At 56.9% G+C, this 24,150-nt stretch carries 23 protein-coding genes and 1 other annotated feature; of the genes, 9 read left to right on the top strand and 14 right to left on the bottom strand.

Annotated elements, in window-relative coordinates; genetic code table 11:
* The first annotated feature begins 64 nt into the window (after window positions 1–64).
* Window positions 65–1,402: a D-serine transporter DsdX gene (gene dsdX, locus UR504_RS16135; RefSeq protein ID WP_115876757.1), complete on the top strand. Its 1,338-nt coding sequence runs from the start codon at window positions 65–67 to the stop codon at window positions 1,400–1,402.
* 17 nt (window positions 1,403–1,419) lie between these two features.
* Window positions 1,420–2,706 (top strand): D-serine ammonia-lyase, encoded by a 1,287-nt coding sequence (gene dsdA, locus UR504_RS16130; RefSeq protein ID WP_115876758.1) that lies wholly within the window; start codon window positions 1,420–1,422, stop codon window positions 2,704–2,706.
* A gap of 35 nt (window positions 2,707–2,741) precedes the next feature.
* Here dsdA and UR504_RS16125 read toward each other — a convergent pair whose 3' ends face one another.
* From UR504_RS16125 to UR504_RS16110, 4 genes are all read right to left on the bottom strand, one after another.
* The gene (locus tag UR504_RS16125; RefSeq protein ID WP_302237085.1) at window positions 2,742–3,089 is read right to left on the bottom strand and encodes a DUF202 domain-containing protein; all 348 of its coding nucleotides are present in this window, start codon (window positions 3,087–3,089) and stop codon (window positions 2,742–2,744) included.
* Window positions 3,079–3,426, bottom strand: a complete 348-nt coding sequence (locus UR504_RS16120; protein ID WP_302237083.1) for a YidH family protein — start codon at window positions 3,424–3,426, stop codon at window positions 3,079–3,081. Before UR504_RS16120 ends, UR504_RS16125 begins: the two co-directional genes overlap by 11 nt.
* A 92-nt stretch (window positions 3,427–3,518) precedes the next feature.
* On the bottom strand, window positions 3,519–4,841 hold the full coding sequence (locus UR504_RS16115) for a 6-phospho-alpha-glucosidase (RefSeq protein ID WP_271369067.1): 1,323 nt from the start codon (window positions 4,839–4,841) through the stop codon (window positions 3,519–3,521).
* On the bottom strand, window positions 4,838–6,430 hold the full coding sequence (locus UR504_RS16110; RefSeq protein ID WP_302237080.1) for an alpha-glucoside-specific PTS transporter subunit IIBC: 1,593 nt from the start codon (window positions 6,428–6,430) through the stop codon (window positions 4,838–4,840). Before UR504_RS16110 ends, UR504_RS16115 begins: the two co-directional genes overlap by 4 nt.
* A 221-nt stretch (window positions 6,431–6,651) precedes the next feature.
* Between UR504_RS16110 and UR504_RS16105 the strand changes: the two genes are divergently transcribed.
* Complete coding sequence (locus tag UR504_RS16105) at window positions 6,652–7,398, top strand: GntR family transcriptional regulator (protein ID WP_111964249.1); 747 nt, start codon at window positions 6,652–6,654, stop codon at window positions 7,396–7,398.
* Here the strand turns inward: UR504_RS16105 and UR504_RS16100 are convergent.
* From UR504_RS16100 to ibpA, 3 genes are all read right to left on the bottom strand, one after another.
* Window positions 7,366–9,027, bottom strand: coding sequence for a putative transporter (locus UR504_RS16100; protein WP_302237075.1), 1,662 nt, complete (start codon window positions 9,025–9,027; stop codon window positions 7,366–7,368). The genes UR504_RS16105 and UR504_RS16100 overlap by 33 nt on opposite strands.
* 164 nt (window positions 9,028–9,191) lie before the next feature.
* Window positions 9,192–9,620 carry a small heat shock chaperone IbpB gene (gene ibpB, locus UR504_RS16095; protein ID WP_302237071.1) on the bottom strand — a complete coding sequence of 143 codons (429 nt, stop codon included), beginning with the start codon at window positions 9,618–9,620 and terminating at the stop codon, window positions 9,192–9,194.
* 136 nt (window positions 9,621–9,756) lie between these two features.
* Complete coding sequence (ibpA, locus tag UR504_RS16090; protein WP_008500162.1) at window positions 9,757–10,167, bottom strand: small heat shock chaperone IbpA; 411 nt, start codon at window positions 10,165–10,167, stop codon at window positions 9,757–9,759.
* Window positions 10,161–10,232: a sequence feature (ROSE (Repression Of Heat Shock gene Expression) occurs in the 5'-region of heat shock genes and acts as an RNA thermometer to modulate expression.), on the bottom strand. (Overlaps the previous gene by 7 nt.)
* A gap of 248 nt (window positions 10,233–10,480) precedes the next feature.
* Here ibpA and UR504_RS16085 point away from each other — a divergent pair.
* Window positions 10,481–10,813 (top strand): YceK/YidQ family lipoprotein, encoded by a 333-nt coding sequence (locus tag UR504_RS16085; protein WP_096150942.1) that lies wholly within the window; start codon window positions 10,481–10,483, stop codon window positions 10,811–10,813.
* Here UR504_RS16085 and UR504_RS16080 read toward each other — a convergent pair.
* The 3 genes from UR504_RS16080 to UR504_RS16070 all read right to left on the bottom strand — a co-directional run bounded on the left by UR504_RS16080 (window position 10,810) and on the right by UR504_RS16070 (window position 14,043).
* Complete coding sequence (locus UR504_RS16080) at window positions 10,810–12,039, bottom strand: DUF3748 domain-containing protein (protein ID WP_302237065.1); 1,230 nt, start codon at window positions 12,037–12,039, stop codon at window positions 10,810–10,812. The genes UR504_RS16085 and UR504_RS16080 overlap by 4 nt on opposite strands.
* Before the next feature lie 50 nt (window positions 12,040–12,089).
* On the bottom strand, window positions 12,090–12,902 hold the full coding sequence (gene yidA, locus UR504_RS16075) for a sugar-phosphatase (protein WP_302237063.1): 813 nt from the start codon (window positions 12,900–12,902) through the stop codon (window positions 12,090–12,092).
* 115 nt (window positions 12,903–13,017) lie between these two features.
* Entirely contained in the window at window positions 13,018–14,043 is a 1,026-nt protein-coding gene (locus UR504_RS16070) for a zinc-dependent alcohol dehydrogenase family protein (protein ID WP_302237061.1), read from the bottom strand.
* A gap of 109 nt (window positions 14,044–14,152) precedes the next feature.
* Here UR504_RS16070 and UR504_RS16065 point away from each other — a divergent pair, with 109 nt between their 5' ends.
* Window positions 14,153–15,088 (top strand): LysR family transcriptional regulator, encoded by a 936-nt coding sequence (locus UR504_RS16065; protein WP_302237058.1) that lies wholly within the window; start codon window positions 14,153–14,155, stop codon window positions 15,086–15,088.
* Window positions 15,089–15,122: 34 nt separating this feature from the next.
* On the opposite strand, the gene gyrB is transcribed toward UR504_RS16065, so the two are convergent.
* The 4 genes from gyrB to dnaA are packed head-to-tail and all read right to left on the bottom strand — an operon-like array spanning window position 15,123 to window position 21,135.
* The gene (gyrB, locus tag UR504_RS16060) at window positions 15,123–17,534 is read right to left on the bottom strand and encodes a DNA topoisomerase (ATP-hydrolyzing) subunit B (RefSeq protein ID WP_127729011.1); all 2,412 of its coding nucleotides are present in this window, start codon (window positions 17,532–17,534) and stop codon (window positions 15,123–15,125) included.
* A 28-nt stretch (window positions 17,535–17,562) separates the two neighbouring features.
* Entirely contained in the window at window positions 17,563–18,636 is a 1,074-nt protein-coding gene (gene recF, locus UR504_RS16055; protein ID WP_048030318.1) for a DNA replication/repair protein RecF, read from the bottom strand.
* Window positions 18,636–19,736, bottom strand: a complete 1,101-nt coding sequence (dnaN, locus tag UR504_RS16050) for a DNA polymerase III subunit beta (protein WP_008500170.1) — start codon at window positions 19,734–19,736, stop codon at window positions 18,636–18,638. The genes recF and dnaN overlap by 1 nt, the downstream gene beginning before the upstream one ends.
* Before the next feature lie 4 nt (window positions 19,737–19,740).
* Window positions 19,741–21,135, bottom strand: coding sequence for a chromosomal replication initiator protein DnaA (gene dnaA, locus UR504_RS16045; RefSeq protein ID WP_010426558.1), 1,395 nt, complete (start codon window positions 21,133–21,135; stop codon window positions 19,741–19,743).
* 599 nt (window positions 21,136–21,734) lie between these two features.
* Here dnaA and rpmH point away from each other — a divergent pair.
* Genes rpmH through yidC form a run of 4 tightly spaced genes read left to right on the top strand, consistent with a single transcriptional unit; the run spans window position 21,735 to window position 24,118 of the window.
* The gene (gene rpmH / locus UR504_RS16040) at window positions 21,735–21,875 is read left to right on the top strand and encodes a 50S ribosomal protein L34 (protein WP_000831330.1); all 141 of its coding nucleotides are present in this window, start codon (window positions 21,735–21,737) and stop codon (window positions 21,873–21,875) included.
* A 16-nt stretch (window positions 21,876–21,891) separates the two neighbouring features.
* Window positions 21,892–22,251 carry a ribonuclease P protein component gene (gene rnpA, locus UR504_RS16035; RefSeq protein WP_032640303.1) on the top strand — a complete coding sequence of 120 codons (360 nt, stop codon included), beginning with the start codon at window positions 21,892–21,894 and terminating at the stop codon, window positions 22,249–22,251.
* Window positions 22,215–22,472, top strand: a complete 258-nt coding sequence (gene yidD, locus UR504_RS16030) for a membrane protein insertion efficiency factor YidD (protein WP_001307474.1) — start codon at window positions 22,215–22,217, stop codon at window positions 22,470–22,472. Before rnpA ends, yidD begins: the two co-directional genes overlap by 37 nt.
* A 2-nt stretch (window positions 22,473–22,474) precedes the next feature.
* Window positions 22,475–24,118 (top strand): membrane protein insertase YidC, encoded by a 1,644-nt coding sequence (gene yidC / locus UR504_RS16025; RefSeq protein WP_115876769.1) that lies wholly within the window; start codon window positions 22,475–22,477, stop codon window positions 24,116–24,118.
* Window positions 24,119–24,150: the final 32 nt, after the last annotated feature.

Genomic DNA, 24,150 nt, shown 5'->3' with positions numbered 1-24,150 from the left:
CGTTTGTCAGCCCACGCCGCTTTTTCGTCCAATACCCCCAGATGACATAAGGATGAGGTGAGATATGGGATCTCAGGTCTGGGTTGTGGCAACGCTGCTTGTCAGCATCGTGTTGATTGTTTTAACCATCGTAAAACTGAAGTTTCACCCATTCCTCGCGCTGCTGCTGGCGAGCTTTTTCGTCGGTGCAATGATGGGAATGAGCCCGCTGGATATGGTAAACGCCATCGAGAGCGGGATTGGCGGCACGCTGGGCTTCCTGGCGGCGGTTATTGGCCTTGGAACCATTCTCGGCAAGATGATGGAGGTTTCCGGCGCGGCCGAGCGCATCGGGATCGCGCTGCAGCGCTGCCGCTGGCTGTCGGCGGACGTGATTATGGTGCTGGTGGGCCTGATCTGCGGCATTACGCTGTTTGTGGAAGTGGGCGTGGTACTGCTGATCCCGCTGGCGTTTTCCATCGCCAAAAAGACCAACACGTCGCTGCTCAAGCTGGCCATTCCGCTCTGTACCGCGCTGATGGCGGTGCACTGCGTGGTGCCGCCGCATCCGGCCGCGCTGTTTGTGACCAATAAATTAGGCGCGGACGTCGGAACGGTCATTGTCTACGGTTTGATGGTAGGCCTGATGGCCTCGCTGGTCGGCGGCCCGCTGTTCCTGAAACTGCTCGGCAACCGTCTGCCGTTTAAACCGGTTCCGGCGGAATTTTCAGACCTGAAGGTGCGGGAAGAGCACACCCTGCCGTCGCTGGGCGCCACGCTGTTCACGGTGCTGCTGCCGATTGCCCTGATGCTGGTGAAAACCATTGCCGAGCTGAATATGGCAAAAGAAGGCACGCTGTATACGCTGCTGGAGTTTATCGGCAACCCGATCACCGCGATGTTTATCGCCGTGTTTGTCGCCTACTACCTGCTGGGCATCCGCCAGCATATGGGCATGGGCGCGATGCTAACCCATACAGAGCATGGCTTCGGCTCTATCGCCAACATTTTGCTGATTATCGGCGCGGGGGGCGCGTTTAACGCCATCCTGAAAACCAGCGGGCTGGCGGACTCGCTGGCGCATATTCTATCGAACCTGCACATGCACCCTATCCTGCTCGCCTGGCTAGTGGCGCTGGTGCTGCATGCCGCCGTAGGCTCCGCCACGGTCGCGATGATGGGCGCCACGGCGATAGTCGCGCCGATGCTGCCGCTCTACCCGAACGTGAGCCCGGAGATCATCACCATTGCCATCGGTTCCGGCGCCATTGGCTGCACAATCGTAACCGATTCCCTCTTCTGGCTGGTGAAGCAATACTGCGGCGCGACCCTGAATGAGACCTTCAAATACTATACGACGGCGACGTTTATCGCCTCGGTGCTTGCACTTGGCGGCACATTCCTGCTTTCTTTCATTATCTGAGCGCGAAGAGACGTATTATGGAAAACGCAACTATCACTACTTTAACCGCACAGTTTCCTCTGGTTGAGGATCTGATTGCCCTGAAAGAAACCACCTGGCTTAACCCGCGTACCACCACGCTGGCTAAAGGGCTGCCCTATGTTGGGCTGACCAAAGCCGACGTGGACGACGCCCATGCTCGCCTGAAACGCTTCGCGCCTTATCTGGCGAAAGCCTTCCCGGAGACGGCGGCAACGGGCGGGATTATTGAATCCGAACTGGTCGCGATTCCGGCAATGCAGGCGCGGCTGGAGAAAGAGTCCGGCAAGGCCATTCCCGGCACCCTGCTGCTGAAAAAAGACAGCCATTTGCCGATCTCCGGCTCGATTAAAGCGCGCGGCGGTATCTATGAGGTGCTGACCCACGCGGAAAAACTGGCGCTGGAAGCCGGGTTGCTGAGCGTTGAAGACGACTACAGCGTTCTGCTGGAGCCGCGCTTTAAGGACTTCTTCAGCCAGTACAGCATCGCCGTGGGCTCAACCGGCAACCTGGGTATGTCCATCGGCATTATGAGCGCCCGCATCGGCTTTAAGGTGACGGTGCATATGTCCGCCGACGCCCGCGAGTGGAAGAAAGCCAAACTGCGTAGCCACGGCGTGATCGTCGTGGAATACGAGCAGGATTACGGCGTGGCGGTGGAGCAGGGACGCAAAGCGGCGGAAAGCGATCCTAACTGTTTCTTCATTGACGATGAAAACTCCCGCACCCTGTTCCTGGGCTATGCGGTGGCGGGCGAGCGGCTGAAGGCGCAGTTTGCCGCACAGGGCCGCGTGGTGGATGCGGAGCATCCGCTATACGTCTACCTGCCGTGCGGCGTCGGCGGCGGCCCCGGCGGCGTGGCGTTTGGCCTGAAGCTGGCCTTTGGCGACAACGTCCACTGCTTCTTCGCGGAGCCCACGCACTCCCCGTGCATGCTGCTGGGGGTTTACACCGGCCTGCACGACGAGATTGCCGTACAGGACCTGGGCATTGATAACGTGACGGCGGCGGACGGGCTGGCGGTAGGGCGTGCCTCCGGCTTCGTGGGTCGCGCGATGGAGCGCCTGCTCGACGGGTTCTATACGCTTTCCGATCGGAGCATGTACGACATGCTCGGCTGGCTGGCGCAGGAGGAAGGCATTCGTCTGGAACCGTCGGCGCTGGCGGGGATGGCCGGGCCGCTGCGCGTCAGTGCCGGTGCGAACGTTACCCACCTGGTGTGGGCGACCGGCGGCGGGATGGTGCCGGAAGACGAGATGGCGAAGTATTTAGCAAAAGGCCGCTAATCGTAGGCCCGGTAAGGCGTAGCTGCCACCGGGCTTTAAAAGCCCACAATTTGCTGAATGTGAGTCACTGCGAAGAGTAAAGACAGAGACAGCACGGCCAGCGCAATCAGGAACTTATCCCGCACCGCCTTCGGCTGCACAAAGTCGTTCTGCGCCACGTCCATCAGCTTACGGCTGCGGGTATAGCGCCATAAAACGATCGCCACCAGCGCCAGCACAACAAGCGAGATCCAGAACGGCACCCCGGTGCGGTGCCAGTTGTGCTTAATCGCCAGGGCAATCAGCGCGCCATACCCCAGCAGCGTGCGCAGCCAGGCGAGCGACGTCCGCTCCGGCTGCAGGCCGGGGTCCGCTTCCCGTCGCGCTTTGCGGCTATCCGCCATAGAACACCAGCACCATCACCACGCCCGCCACCGCCAGCAAAACCGCGCTGATGATGAATAACCCGTGCGTATAGGGCAGATCCTGCTTCAGACGCATCGCCTTCTCATTGCGCAGCCAGCGCAGGTAGCCGTAAACCGCCAGCACGCCCGCGAACAGGCACAGGAGCAGCGCAAGCACCTCGCGAATCAGCGGCGTGGCAAAATCAGGCGCGAGCTGGTCGAGACCCACCCCTGCGGCAAGGAATCCCAGCGCGGTGCGGATCCACGCTAAAAACGTGCGTTCATTAGCCAGCGAGAAGCGGTAGTCCGGCGCTTCGCCGAGGCGGGAAATTTTCATGAAGGTTCCTTGTCGAGCTACGGGCAGGCTTCAGCATAGCGTAAATCGACAAGGACAAGGAGACCGACATCGGGCGATGTCGGTCAGGACGATCAGTGCAGCTCTGGCCAGTAATCCTTGTTGGCCTCGATCAGGTCATCCAGAATCGCTTTCGCGACGGACGCGCTCGGCACGGTTTTCGACAGGGTAATCGCCTGCCAGAGTTTCTGGTACGAGCGCTGCTCCCAGGCATCCACCACCAGTTTTTCCACCGCTACCTGCTGGCTCATCAGCCCTTTCTGGAAGTGTGGAATATCGCCCACCGTAAGCGGCTCAGGACCGTTATGGCCCACCAGGCACGGTATCTCAACCATCGCGTCGGCATCGAAGTTATGGATGGCCCCGTTGTTTGGCACAATCAGAAGCATCCGCTCCTGGGTGTTAAAGGCAATGGCGGTCGCCAGATCGACGATGTACGACGCGTGTTCATCAATTTCCAGCTCACCGGCGGAGGATTTGCCCGCCTCGATAATCGCCCGGCAGGAACTGAACACATGCTTTTCACGGTGATCCATGACCTCATTGGCGCGGGTGCGTTCCGGGTTGGAATGCGCGACCACGTAGTCCGGGAACAGGTAATACTTCAGGTAGGTGTTCGGCATGGTGTCCGGATCCAGCGCCTGCACGTCTTTGGCTTTGGCGAACGTATCGTTCCAGCTCGCTTCGGTGTGCGCATCTTCCGAAGGCGGAACATAGCCGTTTTTCGCCACGTATTCGCGCAGCTTCGGCATCAGATCGTTGCCGTTCAGGTCTTCAATCGACGTCCACCAGCCGAAGTGATTCAGGCCGTAGTAGCGCACGCGCATCTCTTTGCGGTCCTTCAGGCCGACTATCTGCGCCATGCGCCCTTCAATGCCGATCGGCATATCGCAGATGTTGAGGATTTTGGCGTTCGGACGCAGGCGGCGCGTGGCTTCCGCGACAATCGCCGCCGGGTTGGAGTAGTTCAGCATCCACGCGTTTGGGGAGTACTGCTCCATGTAATCCACCAGCTCCAGCACGCCGCCGATAGAGCGCATGCCGTAGGAGATGCCGCCCGGGCCGCAGGTTTCCTGGCCCAGCACGCCGTGGCGCAACGGGATTTTTTCATCTTTTTCACGCATTGGGTATTTGCCCACGCGGATATGCGCCATTACGAAATCGACATCGGTAAACGCCGCTTTCGGATTGGTGGTGTAGCTGAATTCAATCTCCGGAGCCTGCTCCTTAAGGATGATTTTGCACGCTTCGGCGATGGTCTCCTGACGCGCGCCGTCGTTGTCATAAAACTTCAGGGCGCGCAGCGGGAAACGGTCACGGTTGGCTAACAGCATCAGGACGATACCAGGCGTAAAGGTGCTGCCGCCGCCTGCAATGACAACTGAGAATTTTTTCATGATATAGCCTCTGTCAGGGTGGTTTGTTCATTCGTTAAAGGGGTTTTCATCAGCGATTCCAGCTGGTCGCGCACCTGAGGAACGTGCAGGCCGACAATCACCTGAATACCGTTGCCGCGTCGCACCACGCCGTGGGCGCCGAGGGCTTTGAAGACGTCATCGCTTTGCGTTTTCGCCATATCGACCAGGGCGATACGCAGGCGGGTGGCGCAGTTGTTGATGCTTTCGATGTTGGCCGCGCCGCCAAGCGCCTGCAGGAACCCGGCGGCCTGTCCGACCTGCTGGCTGGCCGCCTTATAGTCGGCCTTGCTGTAGAGTTTGATTTCGCTCTCTTCCCGGCCCGGCGTTTTCAGGTTCAGACGCGCAATCAGCGTTTTGAAGACCACGAAGTAAATTCCGGTGAAGCAGACGCCAATGCCGATCTGGGTGAACACCGTCGAGGCGTGGTTGTGGAACATCGGGATCCAGTTTTGCGGCAGGAACTGGTCCAGCAGGCCGCCGCCCATGTTCCCGACCACGCCGAAGGCGTACATCACCGTCGCCATGGTCGCCGCCAGCACGGCGTGAACGGCAAACAGCAGCGGCGAGATAAACAGGAAGGTGAATTCGAGAGGTTCGGTAATGCCCACCAGCACCGCGGTAAGCGTGGCCGGAACCAGCAGCCCCGCGACCTTGACGCGGTTTTCCGGCGACGCGGTGTACCAGATCGCCAGCGCAATCCCGATCGAACCGAACACTTTTGAGTTGCCGTGCAGCGCGAAGCCGCCTTCCGGGAAGAGGGTTTTCAGCGGCAGGGTGCTCTGGCTGAATTCCTGCAGATGCTGCGCCCAGTAGACCTGAATCCCGCCCTCAACCGCCGCCGGGCCGAAGATGAACGGACCGTAGACGAAGTGGTGCAATCCGGTTGGGATCAGAATGCGTTCCAGGAAGGTATAGACCCACACGCCCAGCGCCCCGGCAGAGCGCAGGAACGCCTGCAGGGACTCAATGCCCATCTGCACTTTCGGCCAGCCCAGCAGCGTCAGCCAGGCGCAGGGGATCATGACGAAGAACGCGAGGATAACGACAAACGAGCTGCCCTGGAAAATCCCCAGAAACACCGGCAGCGGCTTGTCAAAATAGCGGTTGTGGATGGAGGTGACGATGCCTGAAATCACGATTGCACCGATGATGCTGGTATCGAGCGTTTTGATGCCGGCAATCATCGCCAGCCCGCTACCGGCCGTCGGTTCGGCGGAGAAGTCGACGCCAAAGAAGTGGCCCCAGGTCATCCCCATCGCGTTGATGAAGTAGTTCCAGGTCAGGAAGCTAATCAGCACCGCCAGACAGGCACGGCCCTGGGCCTGCTTCGCCAGGCCAATCGGCAGGCCGACGGCAAAAATCAGCGGCATATTGCGGAACACCGCCCAGCCGCCCTCTTCAATGATGTGAACAATCTGCGCGAAAAGATGATCGGGGGCCGTTAAGGCTTCGCCGACAAACAGCGGGTTGCGAAGCATGATGGCGATTCCCACCACGATCCCGGCGAACGGAAACAGCAACACCGGGGTAAACATGGCACCGCCAAAACGTTGTATTTGACTGAGCATTTTTAAATCCTCATGAAACAACCTGTAGGGGTAGAGGCCTTTATGGTTTTTTGCTGGCCTGAGGTGAGCATAAGAACTTACTGATGCGCGAACATGGCGTGCCGCTGCGATTCGTGATCGCATTCATGGTTTTATTTTGACCAATCAGGTCTACTTTTTACGGTAAATATGGACATGTCAGGACGCCATCCACGCCCTGATAAGGGCAGAGAGGTCTATTGGTGATCTACAAATCCATTGCTGACAGATTGCGGCTGCGGCTGAATTCGTCGGACTACAACATCGGCAGCCCGCTGCCGGGCGAGAAAGCGCTGGCGCAGGAGTTTGGCGTGGCGCGAATGACCATCCGCAAGGCGCTGGATCTGCTGGTGAGCTGGGGGCTGGTTGAGCGCCGACACGGCAGCGGAACGTTTGTGTCACGCAAAGACGTTCACCACGAAACTACCAACCTGACCGGGCTGGTGGAGGTGTTGCGTCAGCAGGGAAAAGAGGTGCAGAGTAAGGTCTTACAATTCGAAGTGATGCCCGCCCCGCCCGCCATCGCCAGCCAGCTGCGGATTCAGGTGGATGAGCGGATCTACTTTTCCAGACGGGTGCGCTACGTGGACGGAAAACCGCTGATGCTGGAGGACAGCTTTATGCCGGTGAAGCTGTTTCGCAACCTGTCGCTGGCGCATCTTGAAGGGTCAAAGTTTGATTACATCGAGAAGGAGTGCGGGATCACCATCAGCGGCAACTACGAGAGCCTGACGCCCGTGCTGGCCGATAAACAGCTGGCCGGTTATATGAACCTGCCGGAACAGACGCCGCTGCTGCGTATCACCTCGCTTTCCTACAGCGACAGCGGCGAGTTCCTTAATTATTCCGTGATGTTCCGAAATACCAGTGATTACCAGGTGGACTACCATTTGCGGCGCATCCACCAGGAAGATTTACTAGCTCATCCCCCAGAACAGCACCGCCAGTAGCTGTGGAGTGATGATGCGCAGGAACATCACCAGCGGGTAGACGGTGGCATAGGAGAGCGCTGCCGCGCCGCTGGTGGCGTGCAGGTTGTTGGCAAAGGCCAGCGCGGGCGGATCGGTCATGGAACCCGCCAGCATGCCGCACAGCGTCAGGTAGTTCATTTTGGCGAACATCCGCGCCAGTATGCCCACCGTCAGCAAAGGAATAGCCGTGATAAATATGCCGTAACCGACCCAGCTCATCCCTTCGCCCTTGATCAGGGTGTCGACGAAATCCCCGCCGGACTTCAGCCCGACCACCGCAAGGAACAGCACGATGCCCAGCTCGCGCAGCGCCAGGTTAGCGCTTGGCGGCATAAACCAGTAGAGCTTGCCGATGCAGCCGATACGCCCGAGGATCAACGCCATAATCAGCGGCCCGCCCGCCAGGCCCAGCTTGAGCGCCACCGGGAAGCCCGGCACGTACACAGGGATAGAACCGAGCAGCACGCCGAGCCCGATACCGATAAACACCGGCAGCATCTGCACCTGCTGCAGTTTCTGCTGGGCGTTACCCACCATATCCGCCACGGCGTCAATGGACGAGGGGCGACCGACCAGGTTGAGGATATCCCCGAACTGCAGGCTGGCCTCCGGGCTGGCGACCAGTTCAACACCCGCACGGTTGAGGCGGGAGATCACCACGTCATAGCGCTCTTTTACCTGCAGATCGCGTATTTTCTTGCTCAGTACGTGCTCGTTGGTCACCACAACGCGTTCCACCCGCATATCGGTGCCGCGGGTTGAGAGCGAGGTATCCACTTCCTGACCAATCACCAGCCGCGCGTTATTTAAATCCCCGGGCTGACCGACAAGGTGCAGCAGATCGCCTTGCTGAATGACGGTGCCGGGCGCGGGCACCATCAGCATATCGTCGCGCTTAAGGCGGGAGCAGATGATATTGGCGCTGTTCAGGATCGGCACGTCCTGAATCGCCATATTATTCAGATTAGGGTTATCGACCCGAATATTGATGGTTTTGATCGGCATATGGCCGTTGGTTAGCGTGGTTTCATGGTCCTTCGCCTCTTTATCGACGTTAATGCGAAACAGGACGCGGACCAGCCACATGGAGAGCAGAATGCCGCAAATGCCAAACGGATAGGCCATGGCGTAGCTCATCCCCATCTGGTCGACAATGCCGGGTTCGATACCCAAATCGCGAAGGATCTGCTGCCCCGCGCCGAGCGCAGGCGTGTTGGTGACCGCCCCGGAGAAAATGCCCAGCACCACGGGCAGAGGGATAGCAAAGATCTTATGCAGAATGGCGGTGACCAGCCCGCCCATCACCACAATGCCAAGGGCAAACAGGTTGAGCCGTAAGCCGGAGACCCGAAGAGACGCGAAAAACCCCGGTCCCACCTGAATACCGATAGTATAAACGAAGAGGATCAGGCCGAACTCCTGGGTAAAGTGGAGCATTTCGGCGCTCAGCACCAGCCCGAGCTGGTCAGCAAAGTGCCCGACAAAAATGCCGCCAAACAGCACCCCGCCTATCCCAAACCCGACGCCGCGGATTTTGATATTCCCTATCCACAGGCCAACAACAGCGACCAGGGCCAACACGCTTACGGTTAACGCGATATCACTCATGATCCACTTCCTTGGCATAACCTTAGTTATGCTAAGGATTCTCTCAGAGCCGTGGGCGGTTGTATGGGCGATGGCGCACAAAAAAGCCCTGCCGGGGCAGGGCTTTATCTTTTCACCCTCTCCCTGTGGGAGAGGGTCGGGTGAGGGCACCAGCCCGCGCACAATTAACTGTTTAACGCCGGCCGGTCGCTAATGGCGATACGCTGTGGCGCGATGGCTTCCGGCACGTTACGGGTCAGGTCAATATGCAGCAGCCCGTTGGTAAACGTTGCGCCGGAGACGTCCATATGGTCTGCCAGAGTAAAGCTCAGGCTAAACGGCTGATTAACCAGCCCCTGATGCAGCCATTTGGTCTCGGTCTCTTGTTTCTCCGGCGTACCTTTCACGGTCAGACGCGTGCCTTCAAGCTGGATGTCCAGATCGTCCTGGCGGAAACCGGCCAGCGCAAGGGTAATGCGATAATGGTTATCGTCGCTTTTTTCGATGTTGTAAGGCGGAAACGTCTGTTGTTCAGCGTTGTTTTGCAGGGCGTTAGCCAGTTTGTCAAAACCAATCCACTGACGAAGCAAGGGGGATAAATCGTAGTTACGCATACTAAATCTCCTTCTGAGAAGCGAGTTCGGCACAGTTTAATTTTGTGCACAATTGTTCCTGCAAATCCTCATGGATTCGCATATGCTCCCGTTACGGCAAGCAAGTCCGGGTGGGCCGCTCGCGCGACCCGCATAATTAGTTAATTTCGATACGACGCGGTTTTTTCTCTTCCGGAATCACACGTTCCAGTTCGATAAACAGCAGGCCGTTGACCAGGTTCGCGCCTTTCACGTGAATGTTCTCGGCTAACTGGAACTTGCGTTCAAAGTTGCGCTCGGCGATGCCCTGATAAAGGTAGGTACGTTCTTTCTGCTCGGCCGTATGGGAACCTTTCACCACCAGCAGGTTGTCCTGAGCGGTGATTTCCAGTTCGTTTTCTGCAAAACCGGCGACGGCAATGGCGATGCGGTAGTGGTTTTCGTCAACCAGCTCAACATTGTATGGAGGGTAGCCGTTGCTCTGGCTTTGGTTATTTTCTAAATGATTAAACAGGCGGTCAAAACCAATTGCAGAACGGTAGAGCGGAGAAAGATCGAAGTTACGCATAAATAAAACTCCTGAAATCAGCGAGAAGTTGAAGCCTTCCACCATGGACAGGCCTTTGCGCCCCCGAACACCCATCAGGCGAGTTCGTTATCGGGCCACATGATTAAAATGGGTCTGCAATCGGCCTTTTCAAGATCGACACCTGCACTTTTTTTTGCACTTTCCTGCATCTCGCTTAGACTGGGACAACAGCACAAAGGGTTAAATTGCGATGGCTGCCACAGTGCGGGGTTATCGGGCTATCCATTTTGGATAAGGCTCGCTATAACCCTGAGTTGAAGGTCTATGCAGTGCCATTAACGATGACTGAGTGATGATGAAAAATGTTCTGATAAAGCTGACGACGTTCAGCGGGGTTGTTTTACTTTGCGGGTGTTCGAGCGTGATGTCTCACACCGGCGGTAAAGAAGGAACATATCCGGGGACGCGAGCCAGCGCGACGATGCTCTCCGATGACGATACAAACTGGGGCACAAAATCCCTGGTAATCCTCGATATGCCGTTTACGGCCGTGGCGGATACGCTTCTGCTGCCGTGGGATATGTTTCGTAAGGACAACTCCGTACGCTCACGGGTAGAAAAAAGCGAGCAGGAGAATCTGGCGACAAACGCCGTCATCCCGCCCGCTGACATGCCTCCACGCTAGCGCTGCGCGGTTTCCGTTACCCAAAGCTGACGGAAACCGGCTGTCTCTTCCATCCATGCAATAACGCGTCCGTCCGGAGAAAACACGACCGCATCAGCAGATGGCGGATTGCCGTGATCGGACGTCAAAAACGTCACCTCTCCGGTCTGTGCGTCGCAGCACGCGATCCTATTTTCGAGCACAAACCCCAAACGATCGCCGGAAGGATGCCAGTTAAATGCAGACTGAATATCGCTTCCGTTTCGCGTCAACTGGCGCGGCTCGCCGCCCTCCGGCGAGATCAGCCACAGCTGCACAATGCCGTTATCATCCCGCATCAGAAACGCAATCTGTGTCCCCTGCGGATTACTGCGAACCCAGTGACGCGGCACGTTTACCAGACCCGGATACGCCCTCTGATGCGTAAAGGTTAAACGACGCTGCTCTACTCCCGCTGGCGGCGCTGGCAGGGTATCCGTCGTGCCCTGTAGCGGCGCATCGCCCGCACGCTTCCAGCCCTGCTCGTCTTCGGGCAGATTAACAATAAAAAGTTCAGGCACTTTCTCGCCCGTTGCAGACAGGGTATCGCCGATAAACGCCAGCCTGTCGTTGCCCACCCAGCCCTCTTCGTAAGCGCGGTTAATCTCGTCGCTGCCCGGCTGCGGATTGGGCGTCGTGCGGCTAACCAGTACGCTCCAGAAGGTTCCCGAATATTCACGGGGATGGTTCCCCTGCGGGTTTACCGGACCGAAAGGCGCCGCCACGCCGACGTTGCGTAAATCAAGTTTAGGATCGCGCACGTGCAGCACGTGGTCGTTATAGGTAAAGCTGACGAGCAGGCCGTTCGGGCTGAAGACATGGACGTGGCTTCCGCCGCGCAGCGCGCCAGGAGTGTACGGCGAAGTGATATCCATCGCGTCCAGGTTGCTCAACTGGCCGTGATGCGCAATCACCCCCTGACGATGATGAAAATCGTAGTGCCAGTCTGCATCCGGATTTTTCGGACCGTGGATAAACACGTATTTCTCCTGCGCGGGATGAACGGTCACCACGCCGACGTGCGCGCCGTCAGTGGCGCGATAAACCACCTCCACCTCACCCGTGCCGACGTTGACCCGCTCGATGGTTTCACCGGTGAACGACGCACCTGACGGGCGCACGTCATAGACCAGCCACTGGCTGTCCGGCGTCCAGGTATTGATGTTGGTCAGCTGGTGGTTGCGGGAAGCGAAGGTGATTTGTTTCATGAGGATACCCTGATGCACAGTTATCGCATCAGGGTATAGCAAGCGGGTGTTTAGTTCAGCACAAACTTCTCAATCGCGTAGGCCACGCCGTCTTCGAGATTGGATTTGGTGACAAAATTAGCCACTTCTTTCACCGACGGAATAGCGTTTTCCATCGCCACGCCCATGCCCGCATATTCAATCATCGCGATGTCGTTTTCCTGATCGCCCAGCGCCATGATTTCATCCGGCTTAATGCCCAGCGCGTCGGCCAGCGATTTAACGCCGGTGCCTTTATTGACGCGTTTATCGAGGATTTCGAGGAAGTACGGCGCACTTTTCAGCACGGTGTATTTCTCTTTCACCTCGGCCGGAATGCGTGCAATCGCCTTATCCAGGATCTTCGGCTCGTCGATCATCATCACTTTCAGGAACTGGGTCGCGGGATCCATTTTCTCGGCTTCACAGAACACCAGCGGAATGGTCGCAACGTAGGATTCATGTACCGTGTAGTAGCTGATATCACGGTTGGCGGTGTAAAGCGTATTGCGATCGAGGGCGTGGAAGTGGGAACCCACCTCACGGGACAGTTTTTCCAGGAACAGGTAGTCATCGTAGCTCAGCGCGGTTTGCGCAACCGTACTGCCATCCGCGGCTTTCTGTACCAGCGCGCCGTTATAGGTGATGCAGTAGTCGCCAGGCTGATTCATGTGCAGCTCTTTCAGGTAGCTGTGCACGCCCGCATACGGACGCCCCGTGGTCAGAACCACATTCACGCCCTTTGCGCGCGCCGCGGCGATCGCGTTTTTAACAGCTGGAGAAATGGTGTGGTCCGGCAACAGCAGCGTGCCGTCCATATCGATTGCAATGAGTTTGATAGCCATGAGTTCCCCGGGATAAATGAGTGCTGCCTCATGCTAACGCGATTAAGCACACAAAAATAGAGCTACATTGCGCAACAGGAACACCCCTTTTACGTTTATTCCGGGGAACAAAGGCTTACTCGCGGGTGAGAACGATTTTACCGAACGCGCCGCGATCCAGATGTTCAAGTGCCTGTTCAAGCTCGTTAAAGCGGTAGCGATGCTCAATCACCGGCTTCAGTCCCGTGACGTCAACAGCGCGAACGAAATCTTCCAGCGCCCTGCGGTGGCCTACGCCGATCCCCTGAATGACGGGAGATTTCAGCAACAGTTCGCCAGCAGAGAGCGAAATGTCAGACCCGGCCAGCACGCCAATGACCGATATGCGTCCATGAACGGCAACGGCGCGCAGGGAATGCTTCAGGTTCTCTCCGCCCACGGTTTCAATAATATGGTCGATGCCGCGATCCTGAGTCAGCGCCAGCGTATTTTCAGCCCAGTCGCCTTTCAGACGGTTGATGCCCTGGCTGGCCCCCAGCGTTTTGGCCAGCGCCAGTTTTTCATCGCTCCCCGAGGTGACAAACACCTCCGCGCCGTGCGCTTTGGCAATTTGCAGGGCGAAAATCGCCACGCCGCCCGTTCCCTGTACCAGCACCGATTGCCCGGCGCGCAGCTGACCGCGTTCCACCAGCGCAAACCAGGCGGTAAGCCCTGCGCAGGGTAAGGTGCTGGCCTCGGCGTCATCCAGGGTCTCCGGGGAGGCCGCCAGCGCGTCTTCCTTCACAATCACGTACTCGGCCAGCATTCCCTGGAAGTATCCGCCGGACGTTTTATAGGGCAAATTGCGCGCGTCAGCCTGCGGTTTACCGTCGATCCACTCCGGGAAGAAGGTTGAGATGACGCGGGCGCCTGGCTGGAAACGCGTGACTCCTTCACCAATGCTGTCGACGACGCCCGCCATGTCAGACGCCGGGGTAAACGGGAAGGAAAGCGGAATCGGCATCGTGCCTTCAATCACCATTTTGTCGCGATAGTTGAGCGCGACGGCATTCACCCTTACGCGCACTTCACCCGGACCGGGCTGTGGAATGGGCTCCTGAATAAGCGTAAGGCTCTCGCGCCCGAGGGCGCTCATCGTCCAGCGTTGCATTGTCTCGGTCATTTTTTTCTCCGGCCATCAAGTAAGCTTTGGTCCTGACAGTCTACCGTTGACTTATGATCTCCAGTGGCGATAAGTTTTCTCTTTATTGATGCCTGAATGGATACAATCCATGACCGATACGCTGAAAGATATTCCTGTTTTTGTCGCTGCCGTTGAGGCAGGAAGCTTTGCACAGGCCGCAGTTCGCCTGCACCTGTCGCGCTCGGCGGTGGGAAAAAGCATTGCTCGCCTAGAGGAACGCCTTGGAGTACGGCTCTTTCAGCGCACCACCCGCAGCCAGAGGCTGACCGATAACGGCGCCCTTTTTTATGAACGCTGCCTGCGCGCGCTGGAGGAGATTCGGGGCGCAGAGTCGCTGCTTGAAACGGGGAAACAGCAGGTCAGCGGCCGCCTGCGCGTTGCCATGCCGGTACTCTTTGGCCGCCAGTGCGTCGCGCCGCTGTTGATTGAACTGGCGCAGGAACACCCCGGGCTTGAGCTTGAAATGTCGTTCAGCGACCGCGTGGTGGATCTGGTGGAGGAAGGGTTTGATATGGCGGTGCGTAACGGCACGCTGCAGGACAGCAGCGTGCTGGTCGCCAGAAAGCTGGGAGAACACCGCATGGTGCTGTGCGCCACGCCGGAGTATCTGCTGAAGAAAGGCCAGCCACAAAGCGTTAATGATTTATCCCAGCATACGGCCATCAACTATTTGAGCGCAGGCAGAGTGTTGTCCTGGCAGCTGATGGATAACGAAGGAACGTCACACACCTTTACACCCCGGTCATCACTCAATATGGATGATTTGCAGGCGATCTGCGACGCGGCGCTGACCGGGCACGGCATTGCCTGGCTCCCCTGCTGGATGGCCGTTAAAGAAATCCATCAGGGAAAACTCGTCCCGCTCCTGAAGCAGGCGCCGGATGTCCATTTTGACGTCCATGCTGTCTGGCAGCAGACGCCGCACCTGCCGCTGAGGGTAAGAATGGCCATAGACACGCTGGCGAGCCGTTTACCGTTCGTGATGTCGCTGGATATGCCTGCGCCCATAAAAAAGCCGCGCTAAACGCGCGGCCAGTTATCGTGCGGTATAACGTCGATTAAATATCGATATTTGCCGCTTTCAGGGCGTTCTCTTCGATGAAGGCACGACGTGGTTCAACCGCATCGCCCATCAGGGTGGTGAACAGCTGGTCTGCAGCAATCGCGTCCTTAACGGTAACGCGCAGCATGCGGCGGCTTTCCGGATCCATGGTGGTTTCCCACAGCTGCTCCGGGTTCATTTCGCCCAGACCTTTATAGCGCTGGATCGCGAGGCCGCGACGGGACTCTTTCACCAGCCAGTCCAGCGCCTGCTCGAAGCTGGCTACCGGCTGACGACGTTCGCCACGTTCGATGAACGCATCGTCTTCAATCAGACCGCGCAGCTTCTCGCCTAGCGTGCAGATACGACGGTATTCCGGACCGGTCACAAACTCGTGCTCCAGCGGGTAGTCGGTGTCGACGCCGTGAGTACGCACGCGAACGATCGGCTCGAACTGCTGATCGGCATTCTGCTGAACATCGCATTTCCACTGGCTGCCGTGCTGCTCTTTTTCGTTGAGATCGGTCACCAGGGCGTTCACCCAGCGAGTGACGGTCTGCTCGTTGCTCAGATCGGCTTCGGTCAGGGTTGGCTGATAAACCAGCTCCTTCAGCAGCGTTTTCGGATAACGGCGTTCCATACGCGTAATCATTTTCTGCGTGGCGTTGAACTCGGACACCAGACGCTCCAGCGGCTCACCGGCCAGTGCAGGGGCGTGCGAGTTCGCGTGCAGGGTCGCGCCATCAAGCGCGATTGCGATTTGGTACTGATCCATCGCTTCGTCGTCTTTGATGTACTGTTCCTGCTTGCCTTTCTTCACTTTGTACAGCGGCGGCTGGGCAATGTAGACGTGGCCACGCTCAACGATTTCAGGCATCTGACGATAGAAGAAGGTCAACAGCAGCGTACGAATGTGCGAGCCGTCGACGTCCGCATCGGTCATGATGATGATGCTGTGGTAGCGCAGTTTGTCCGGGTTGTACTCGTCACGGCCAATGCCGCAGCCCAGCGCGGTGATGAGGGTCGCCACTTCCTGAGAAGAGAGCATCTTGTCGAAACGGGCTTTCTCAACGTTGAGGATTTTACCCTTCAGCGGCAGAATCGCCTGGTTCTTACGGTTACGGCCCTGCTTCGCAGAACCGCCCGCGGAGTCCCCTTCCACGAGGTACAGTTCGGACAGCGCCGGGTCGCGTTCCTGACAGTCAGCCAGTTTGCCCGGCAGGCCTGCCAGGTCCAGCGCGCCTTTACGGCGGGTCATTTCACGCGCTTTACGCGCCGCTTCACGGGCACGCGCCGCATCGATAATTTTGCCCACCACGATTTTCGCGTCGGACGGGTTTTCCAGCAGGTATTCGCTCAGCAGTTCGTTCATCTGCTGCTCAACCGCCGATTTCACCTCAGAGGAGACCAGCTTGTCTTTGGTCTGTGAGGAGAACTTCGGATCCGGCACCTTCACGGAAACCACGGCAATCAGGCCTTCACGGGCATCGTCACCGGTGGCGCTGACTTTCGCTTTCTTGCTGTAGCCTTCTTTGTCCATGTAGGCGTTCAGGGTACGGGTCATCGCCGCACGGAAGCCTGCAAGGTGAGTACCACCATCACGCTGTGGAATGTTGTTGGTAAAGCAGTAGATGTTTTCCTGGAAACCGTCGTTCCACTGCAGCGCCACTTCTACGCCGATACCGTCTTTTTCGGTGGAGAAGTAGAAGATATTCGGGTGAATAGGCGTTTTGTTCTTGTTCAGATACTCAACGAACGCCTTGATACCGCCTTCGTAGTGGAAGTGGTCTTCTTTGTTGTCACGCTTGTCGCGCAGGCGAATCGAGACGCCGGAGTTCAGGAACGACAGTTCACGCAGGCGTTTCGCCAGGATGTCGTACTCAAACTCGGTGACGTTGGTGAAGGTTTCAAGGCTCGGCCAGAAACGCACCATGGTACCGGTTTTGTCGGTGTCGCCAGTGACGGCCAGCGGTGCCTGCGGCACGCCGTGCGTATAAAGCTGACGGTGGATTTTGCCTTCGCGCTGGATAACCAGCTCCAGCTTCTGCGACAGGGCGTTTACTACCGAAACACCTACGCCGTGCAGGCCGCCGGAAACTTTATAGGAGTTATCGTCGAACTTACCGCCTGCGTGCAGGACGGTCATGATCACTTCCGCCGCAGAGACGCCCTCTTCCGGGTGAATACCGGTTGGGATGCCACGACCGTCATCGGTGACGGAGACGGAGTTGTCCGCATGGATGGTGACCACGATGTCTTTACAGTGACCCGCGAGCGCTTCGTCGATAGCGTTATCTACCACCTCGAATACCATGTGGTGCAGACCGGTGCCGTCATCCGTGTCGCCGATATACATACCCGGGCGCTTACGCACCGCATCCAGCCCTTTCAGGACTTTGATACTGGAGGAGTCATAAGAATTCGACATCAACGTTTCTCGCTCATTTCAACTTGGGTTAATCCGTTATTTTACCCTTTTCCACGGTAAACATCTTCGAATTTTCGTCCGACATGTCTATAACGTGTTCAGCGCTTATCGCGCTAACGAAAACCTGCGACTGCGTGGCTTTTAAGCGGCTGGCAAGCAGCCCGCGCCGCGCGTCGTCAAGTTCCGAGGCAAAATCATCTATCAGGTACAGGCAGCGTCTTCCGCTCTCGCGGGTGAGAAACTCTCCCTGTGCCAGGCGCAGCGCACACATCAGGAGCTTGAGCTGCCCGCGCGACAGCGTGTCTTCCACTGGCGCACCGTCAGCACGAATGCGGAAATCCGCCTTGTGCGGGCCGTGCGCGGTATAGGTCAACATGCGGTCGCGCTCGAAGCTTCTCTCTAACACCTCGGCATAGTCCGTCTCTTTCTCCCAGCCGCGCTGGAAGGAGAAGGTGAGAGAGAATTCAGGTAAAAACTGTTTGCAGGTGTCGGCCATGTCTTCGGCGATACCAGCGCTGTATTCGGCACGCCAGCGGCTAATCTGTTCCGCAAGAGGGATTAACTCCATGTCCCACGGACGCAGCTGGGCGTAGCGCGTCACCTGGCGCAGCGCGGCGTTACGCTGCTTGAGCAGACGCTTCAGGTTGCTCCAGGCGTTAAAGAATCCGGCTTCGTTGTGAAAGCATCCCCAGTCAAGGAACGCTCTTCTGTATTTGGGGCCGCCGTTGAGTAAAGTAAACCCCTCGGGCGTTATCAGCTGCATCGGCATCAGCAGCGCCAGCTCCGCCACTTTATGGCCGTCAGTGCCGTCGATGCGCACCTTGCTGTCGCCCTGCTTGTCTTTGGTCAGGCCGATGGCGGTCTCCCGCTCCTCGCCCTGCAAACGCCCGTGCAGAACAAAGGATTCCTGCTCGTGGCGAATAACGCGACCAATCTGCAAACTGCGAAACGCCCGGCCGTGGCCGAGCGTATAGATGGCTTCCAGCACGCTGGTTTTGCCGCTGCCGTTCGCGCCAACCAGGAAGTTAAAGCCGGGGGATAAAGCGAGATCCGCGCTTTCGATATTGCGAAAGTCGCGGATCAACAGACGGGTGAGCGACATTACAGTCTCATTGGCATGACAACATAGGCAGCCGACTGTGATGCGGCATCTTCAATCTGTACGCTCGAAACGGAGTCGGTCAGCAGGATGCGCACGTTCTCACATTTCAGCGCATTCAGCACATCCAGCACGTAGCTAACGTTGAAGCCGATTTCCATCTCAGCCCCGGCGTAGGTGACGTCCAGAATCTCTTCTGCCTCTTCCTGCTCCGGGTTGTTGGCGGTGATTTTGATCTGGTTTTCACTCACGTACAGGCGCACGCCGCGGAATTTCTCGTTAGAGAGAATGGCCGCACGTGCAAACGCCTGCTTGAGGCTATCGCAGCCTGCTTCCAGCGTTTTGTCCGGATTCTTCGGCAATACGCGGCGATAATCCGGGAAACGGCCGTCAACCAGCTTAGACGTGAAGACAAAATCACCCACGTGTGCACGGATGTTGTTGCTGCCGATCTGCACGCGCAGCGGCGTGTCGCCACCGTCGAGCATACGCATCAGCTCAATCACCCCTTTACGCGGCACGATCACCGAATGGTTTGGCAGTGAGTCGCCAATCGGCATAGAACAGACCGCCAGACGGTGGCCGTCGGTTGCCACGGTACGCAGCTCTTCACCTTCGGTTTCGAACAGCATGCCGTTTAAGTAGTAACGAACGTCCTGATGCGCCATGGAAAACTGCGTGGCTTCAATCAGACGCTTCATCGTCGCCTGAGGCAGGGTGAATTCAACTTCGCTCTGCCAGTCGTCCAGGTTCGGGAAGTCCGCTGCTGGCAGCGTGGAGAGCGAGAAACGGCTGCGGCCAGAACGCACCAGCATACGGTCGCCTTCCAGCTGCACGGCGATTTCAGCGCCTTCCGGCAGCCCGCGGCAGATATCAAAGAATTTACGTGCCGGAACCGTGGTCGCGCCCGCGTCGTGCGGCTGCGTCAGCGTAACGCGCGCGATCATTTCCATTTCCAGATCTGTACCGGTCAGCGACAGCGTACCGTCCGCGACCTGAAGCAGCAGGTTTCCGAGAATAGGCAGCGTTGGGCGACCGCCTAATGGGCCACTCACCTGTTGCAGCGGTTTTAATAAATGTTCACGTTCAACGGTAAATTTCATAGCGTCACGATGATAATGTTCTGATTAGATTGGAAAAATCTTCTTTTATGTCGTGGCTTTCTTCGCGTAACTGCTCAATCTTGCGACAAGCGTGCAGCACGGTCGTATGGTCACGGCCACCAAACGCATCCCCAATTTCCGGCAGACTGTGGTTGGTTAACTCCTTTGCCAGCGCCATCGCCATCTGACGCGGACGCGCCACCGAGCGGGAACGACGTTTAGACAGTAAATCTGCCACTTTGATCTTGTAGTACTCAGCCACCGTCTTTTGAATATTGTCGATAGTGACCAGTTTTTCCTGCAATGCCAGCAAATCGCGCAGCGCTTCACGCACAAAATCGATGGTGATCGCACGACCGGTGAAGTTGGCATTGGCGATAACGCGGTTCAGTGCCCCCTCCAGCTCACGGACGTTGGAGCGCAGACGCTTGGCAATGAAGAACGCCACTTCACCCGGCAGGCGAATGTCGTTTTCATCGGCTTTCTTCATCAGGATCGCGACGCGGGTTTCCAGTTCCGGTGGCTCGATCGCCACGGTCAGGCCCCAGCCGAAGCGGGATTTCAGACGATCTTCAACGCCGTTGATCTCTTTTGGGTAACGATCCGAGGTCAAAATGATCTGCTGATTGCCTTCCAGCAGGGCATTGAAGGTGTGGAAAAACTCTTCCTGCGATCGTTCTTTATTGGCAAAGAACTGGATGTCATCGATCAGCAGCGCGTCAACGGAACGATAGTAGCGTTTAAACTCTTCGATCGCATTGTTTTGCAGGGCTTTTACCATGTCCTGAACGAAGCGTTCGGAGTGCATATACACCACTTTTGCATTGGGCTTGCGCGCCATAATGCCGTTGCCCACCGCATGCAGCAGGTGCGTTTTACCCAGACCCGTGCCGCCATAAAGAAACAGCGGGTTGTAGGCTCCACCGGGATTATCAGCAACCTGACGAGCCGCCGCGCGCGCCAGCTGGTTCGATTTACCTTCAACGAAGTTATCGAACGTGTGTTTCACGTTAACGTTAGAGCGGTAGGTTGGCTCAGCCGGTGCAGGGACATTATCCCAGCCCTGACGAGCGGGTGCGACGCGAGGGGCCGGAGCAGGAGCGGCCTGAGCAGGTGCTGCGACGTTCACGGTTTCACGTACGGTTTGGGTGACCGGCTTTGTGCCCACTTCAAAGCGCAGCTGCGGGGCATCTGACCCACAGAAATCGTTTAGCAGTCCATTGATGTTATTAAGGTACTTGTCCCTTACCCAATCGAGCACAAAACGGTTTGGCGCATACAAAGCCAGCGTGTTATCGCTCAGTTCCGCCTGCAACGGGCGGATCCACATACTGAATTCTGTGGCTGGTAACTCATCCTGCAATCGGGCAAGACACTGCTGCCAAAGCGAAAGTGACACGGCGGACTCCACTCGAACAATAAAAGAAAACTATTGAATATTCATGATTGTTGGCGCACATCGACATGACCCTGTGTAAAGGGGGACGTGCGAATTGCTATCTGCAATTTATCCTGACCAGGATCCTGGGATCCCGATCGGGACCGCGGATCATAGCTTAAACTGAGCCAGAGATCTTCTGTTTCTCACAGATTCTTCCCGATTTATCCACAGGAAGATCCAGAACCGGGTAAGTGTAAACGATCCTGGCGCGAGTGCCCCGCGATTTAGTCCGCATATTGGAAAAATTAATGAGCACAGACAATTTATTGCTTAAATGATCTAACGAAGATCCGGGACGATCCTTGCGCTTTGTCGGTGAGCCCGTATAATCCTCGACCCGGCGCGTGATGCTCATCTTCCTGCGTCGTCCGTTGCTCATTTTCCACGCGAAAACGTGCGGAAATACGCGGGAAATAAGGAAAGAGAATTGACTCCGGAGTGTACAATTATTACAATCCGGCCTCTTTAATCACCCACGCTGAGGCGTTAGTCGTTCGAAACTCGTTCGGGTATACGCAAAAGTCAGTGAATTTATTCAAGTTTAGGTAGAAATCGCCATGAAACGCACTTTTCAACCGTCTGTACTGAAGCGCAACCGTTCTCACGGCTTCCGTGCTCGTATGGCTACTAAAAATGGTCGTCAGGTTCTGGCACGTCGTCGTGCTAAAGGCCGCGCTCGTCTGACCGTTTCCAAGTAATAAAGCTAACCCCTGAGTGGTTAAGCTAGCATTTCCCAGGGAGTTACGTTTGTTAACTCCCGCTCATTTCACTTTCGTCTTCCAGCAGCCACTACGGGCTGGCACGCCGCAAATCACCATCCTCGGCCGCCAAAATTCGCTGGGGCATCCCCGCATCGGTCTCACAGTCGCCAAGAAAAATGTTAAGCGTGCGCATGAACGCAATCGGATTAAACGTCTGACGCGTGAAAGCTTCCGTTTACGTCAGCACGAACTGCCTTCAATGGATTTCGTGGTGGTGGCTAAAAAGGGGGTTGCCGACCTCGATAACCGTGCTCTCTCGGAAGCGTTGGAAAAATTATGGCGCCGCCACTGTCGCCTGGCTCACGGGTCCTGATAGCCCTCATTCGGGTCTATCAACGCCTGATTAGTCCGCTACTCGGGCCGCACTGCCGTTTCACACCAACATGCTCAAGCTACGGAATTGAGGCATTGCGCAGGTTTGGAGTGATAAAAGGCAGTTGGTTGACGGTGAAACGCGTATTAAAATGCCACCCTTTACACCCCGGTGGAGACGACCCCGTCCCTCCAGGACCCTTTGATACCAGAGAACACTAACGATGGATTCGCAACGCAATCTTCTTATCATCGCTTTGTTGTTCGTGTCTTTCATGATCTGGCAGGCATGGGAGCAGGATAAAAATCCTCAACCCCAGCAGCAGACCACGCAGACTACGACCACCGCAGCGGGTAGCGCCGCCGACCAGGGCGTACCGGCCAGTGGCCAGGGGAAACAGATTACGGTTAAGACCGATGTGCTTGAGCTGACAATCAACACCCGTGGTGGTGATGTTGAGCAGGCGCTGCTGTTGACCTACCCGAAAGAGCTGAAGTCTAACGAACCGTTCCAGTTACTGGAAACCACGCCTGAGTTTATCTACCAGGCGCAGAGCGGCCTGACCGGTCGTGATGGCCCGGATAACCCGGCTAACGGTGCGCGTCCACTGTATACCGTCGAGAATGACACCTTTGTGCTGGCTGATGGCCAGAACGAACTCGTTATCCCGATGACCTATACCGACGCCGCAGGCAACACCTTCACCAAAACCTTCACCCTGAAACGCGGTGAGTATGCGGTGAACGTGGGCTACAGCGTACAGAACGCCAGTGCGAAACCGCTGGAACTGTCCACCTTTGGCCAGCTGAAGCAGTCCATCAATCTGCCGTCTCACCGTGACACCGGAAGCAGCAACTTTGCGCTGCATACCTTCCGTGGCGCGGCGTACTCCACGCCAGACGCGAAGTATGAGAAATACAAATTCGACACCATTGCCGATAACGAAAACCTGAACGTCAGCGCTAAAGGCGGTTGGGTGGCAATGCTGCAGCAGTATTTCGCCACTGCGTGGGTGCCAAATAACGACGGTACCAACAACTTCTATACCGCGAACCTGGGCAACGGTATTGCAGCCATCGGCTACAAATCTCAGCCGGTTCTGGTACAGCCGGGTCAAACCGGTAAGCTGGCAAGCACCCTGTGGGTCGGCCCGGAAATTCAGGACAAAATGGCCGCTGTTGCGCCGCACCTGGATCTGACCGTGGATTACGGTTGGTTGTGGTTCATCTCTCAGCCGCTGTTTAAGCTGCTGAAGTTCATCCACAGCTTCCTGGGTAACTGGGGCTTCTCCATCATCGTTATCACCTTCATCGTTCGTGGCATCATGTACCCGCTGACTAAAGCGCAGTACACCTCCATGGCGAAGATGCGCATGCTGCAGCCGAAGATTCAGGCAATGCGTGAGCGTCTGGGCGATGACAAACAGCGTCAGAGCCAGGAAATGATGGCCCTGTACAAAGCAGAGAAAGTGAACCCACTGGGTGGCTGCTTCCCGCTGCTGATTCAGATGCCAATCTTCCTTGCGCTGTACTACATGCTGATGGGTTCCGTTGAGCTGCGCCACGCGCCGTTCGCTCTGTGGATCCATGACCTGTCCGCACAGGACCCGTACTACATCCTGCCGATCCTGATGGGCGTGACGATGTTCTTCATCCAGAAGATGTCGCCGACCACCGTGACCGACCCGATGCAGCAGAAGATCATGACCTTTATGCCGGTCATCTTCACCGTGTTCTTCCTGTGGTTCCCGTCAGGTCTGGTGCTGTACTATATCGTCAGCAACCTGGTGACCATCATCCAGCAGCAGCTGATTTACCGTGGTCTGGAAAAACGTGGCCTGCATAGCCGCGAAAAGAAAAAGTCCTGATCCGATAAGTTAACGCTAAAATAAGGGCGGTC

Origin of the sequence: Enterobacter sp. 241F3, from assembly GCF_034106785.1 — a bacterium.
In the GTDB taxonomy this organism is placed as follows: domain Bacteria; phylum Pseudomonadota; class Gammaproteobacteria; order Enterobacterales; family Enterobacteriaceae; genus Enterobacter; species Enterobacter vonholyi.
Note: the sequence above shows the minus strand (reverse complement) of the source record. Positions and strands in the feature narration are given on the sequence as shown.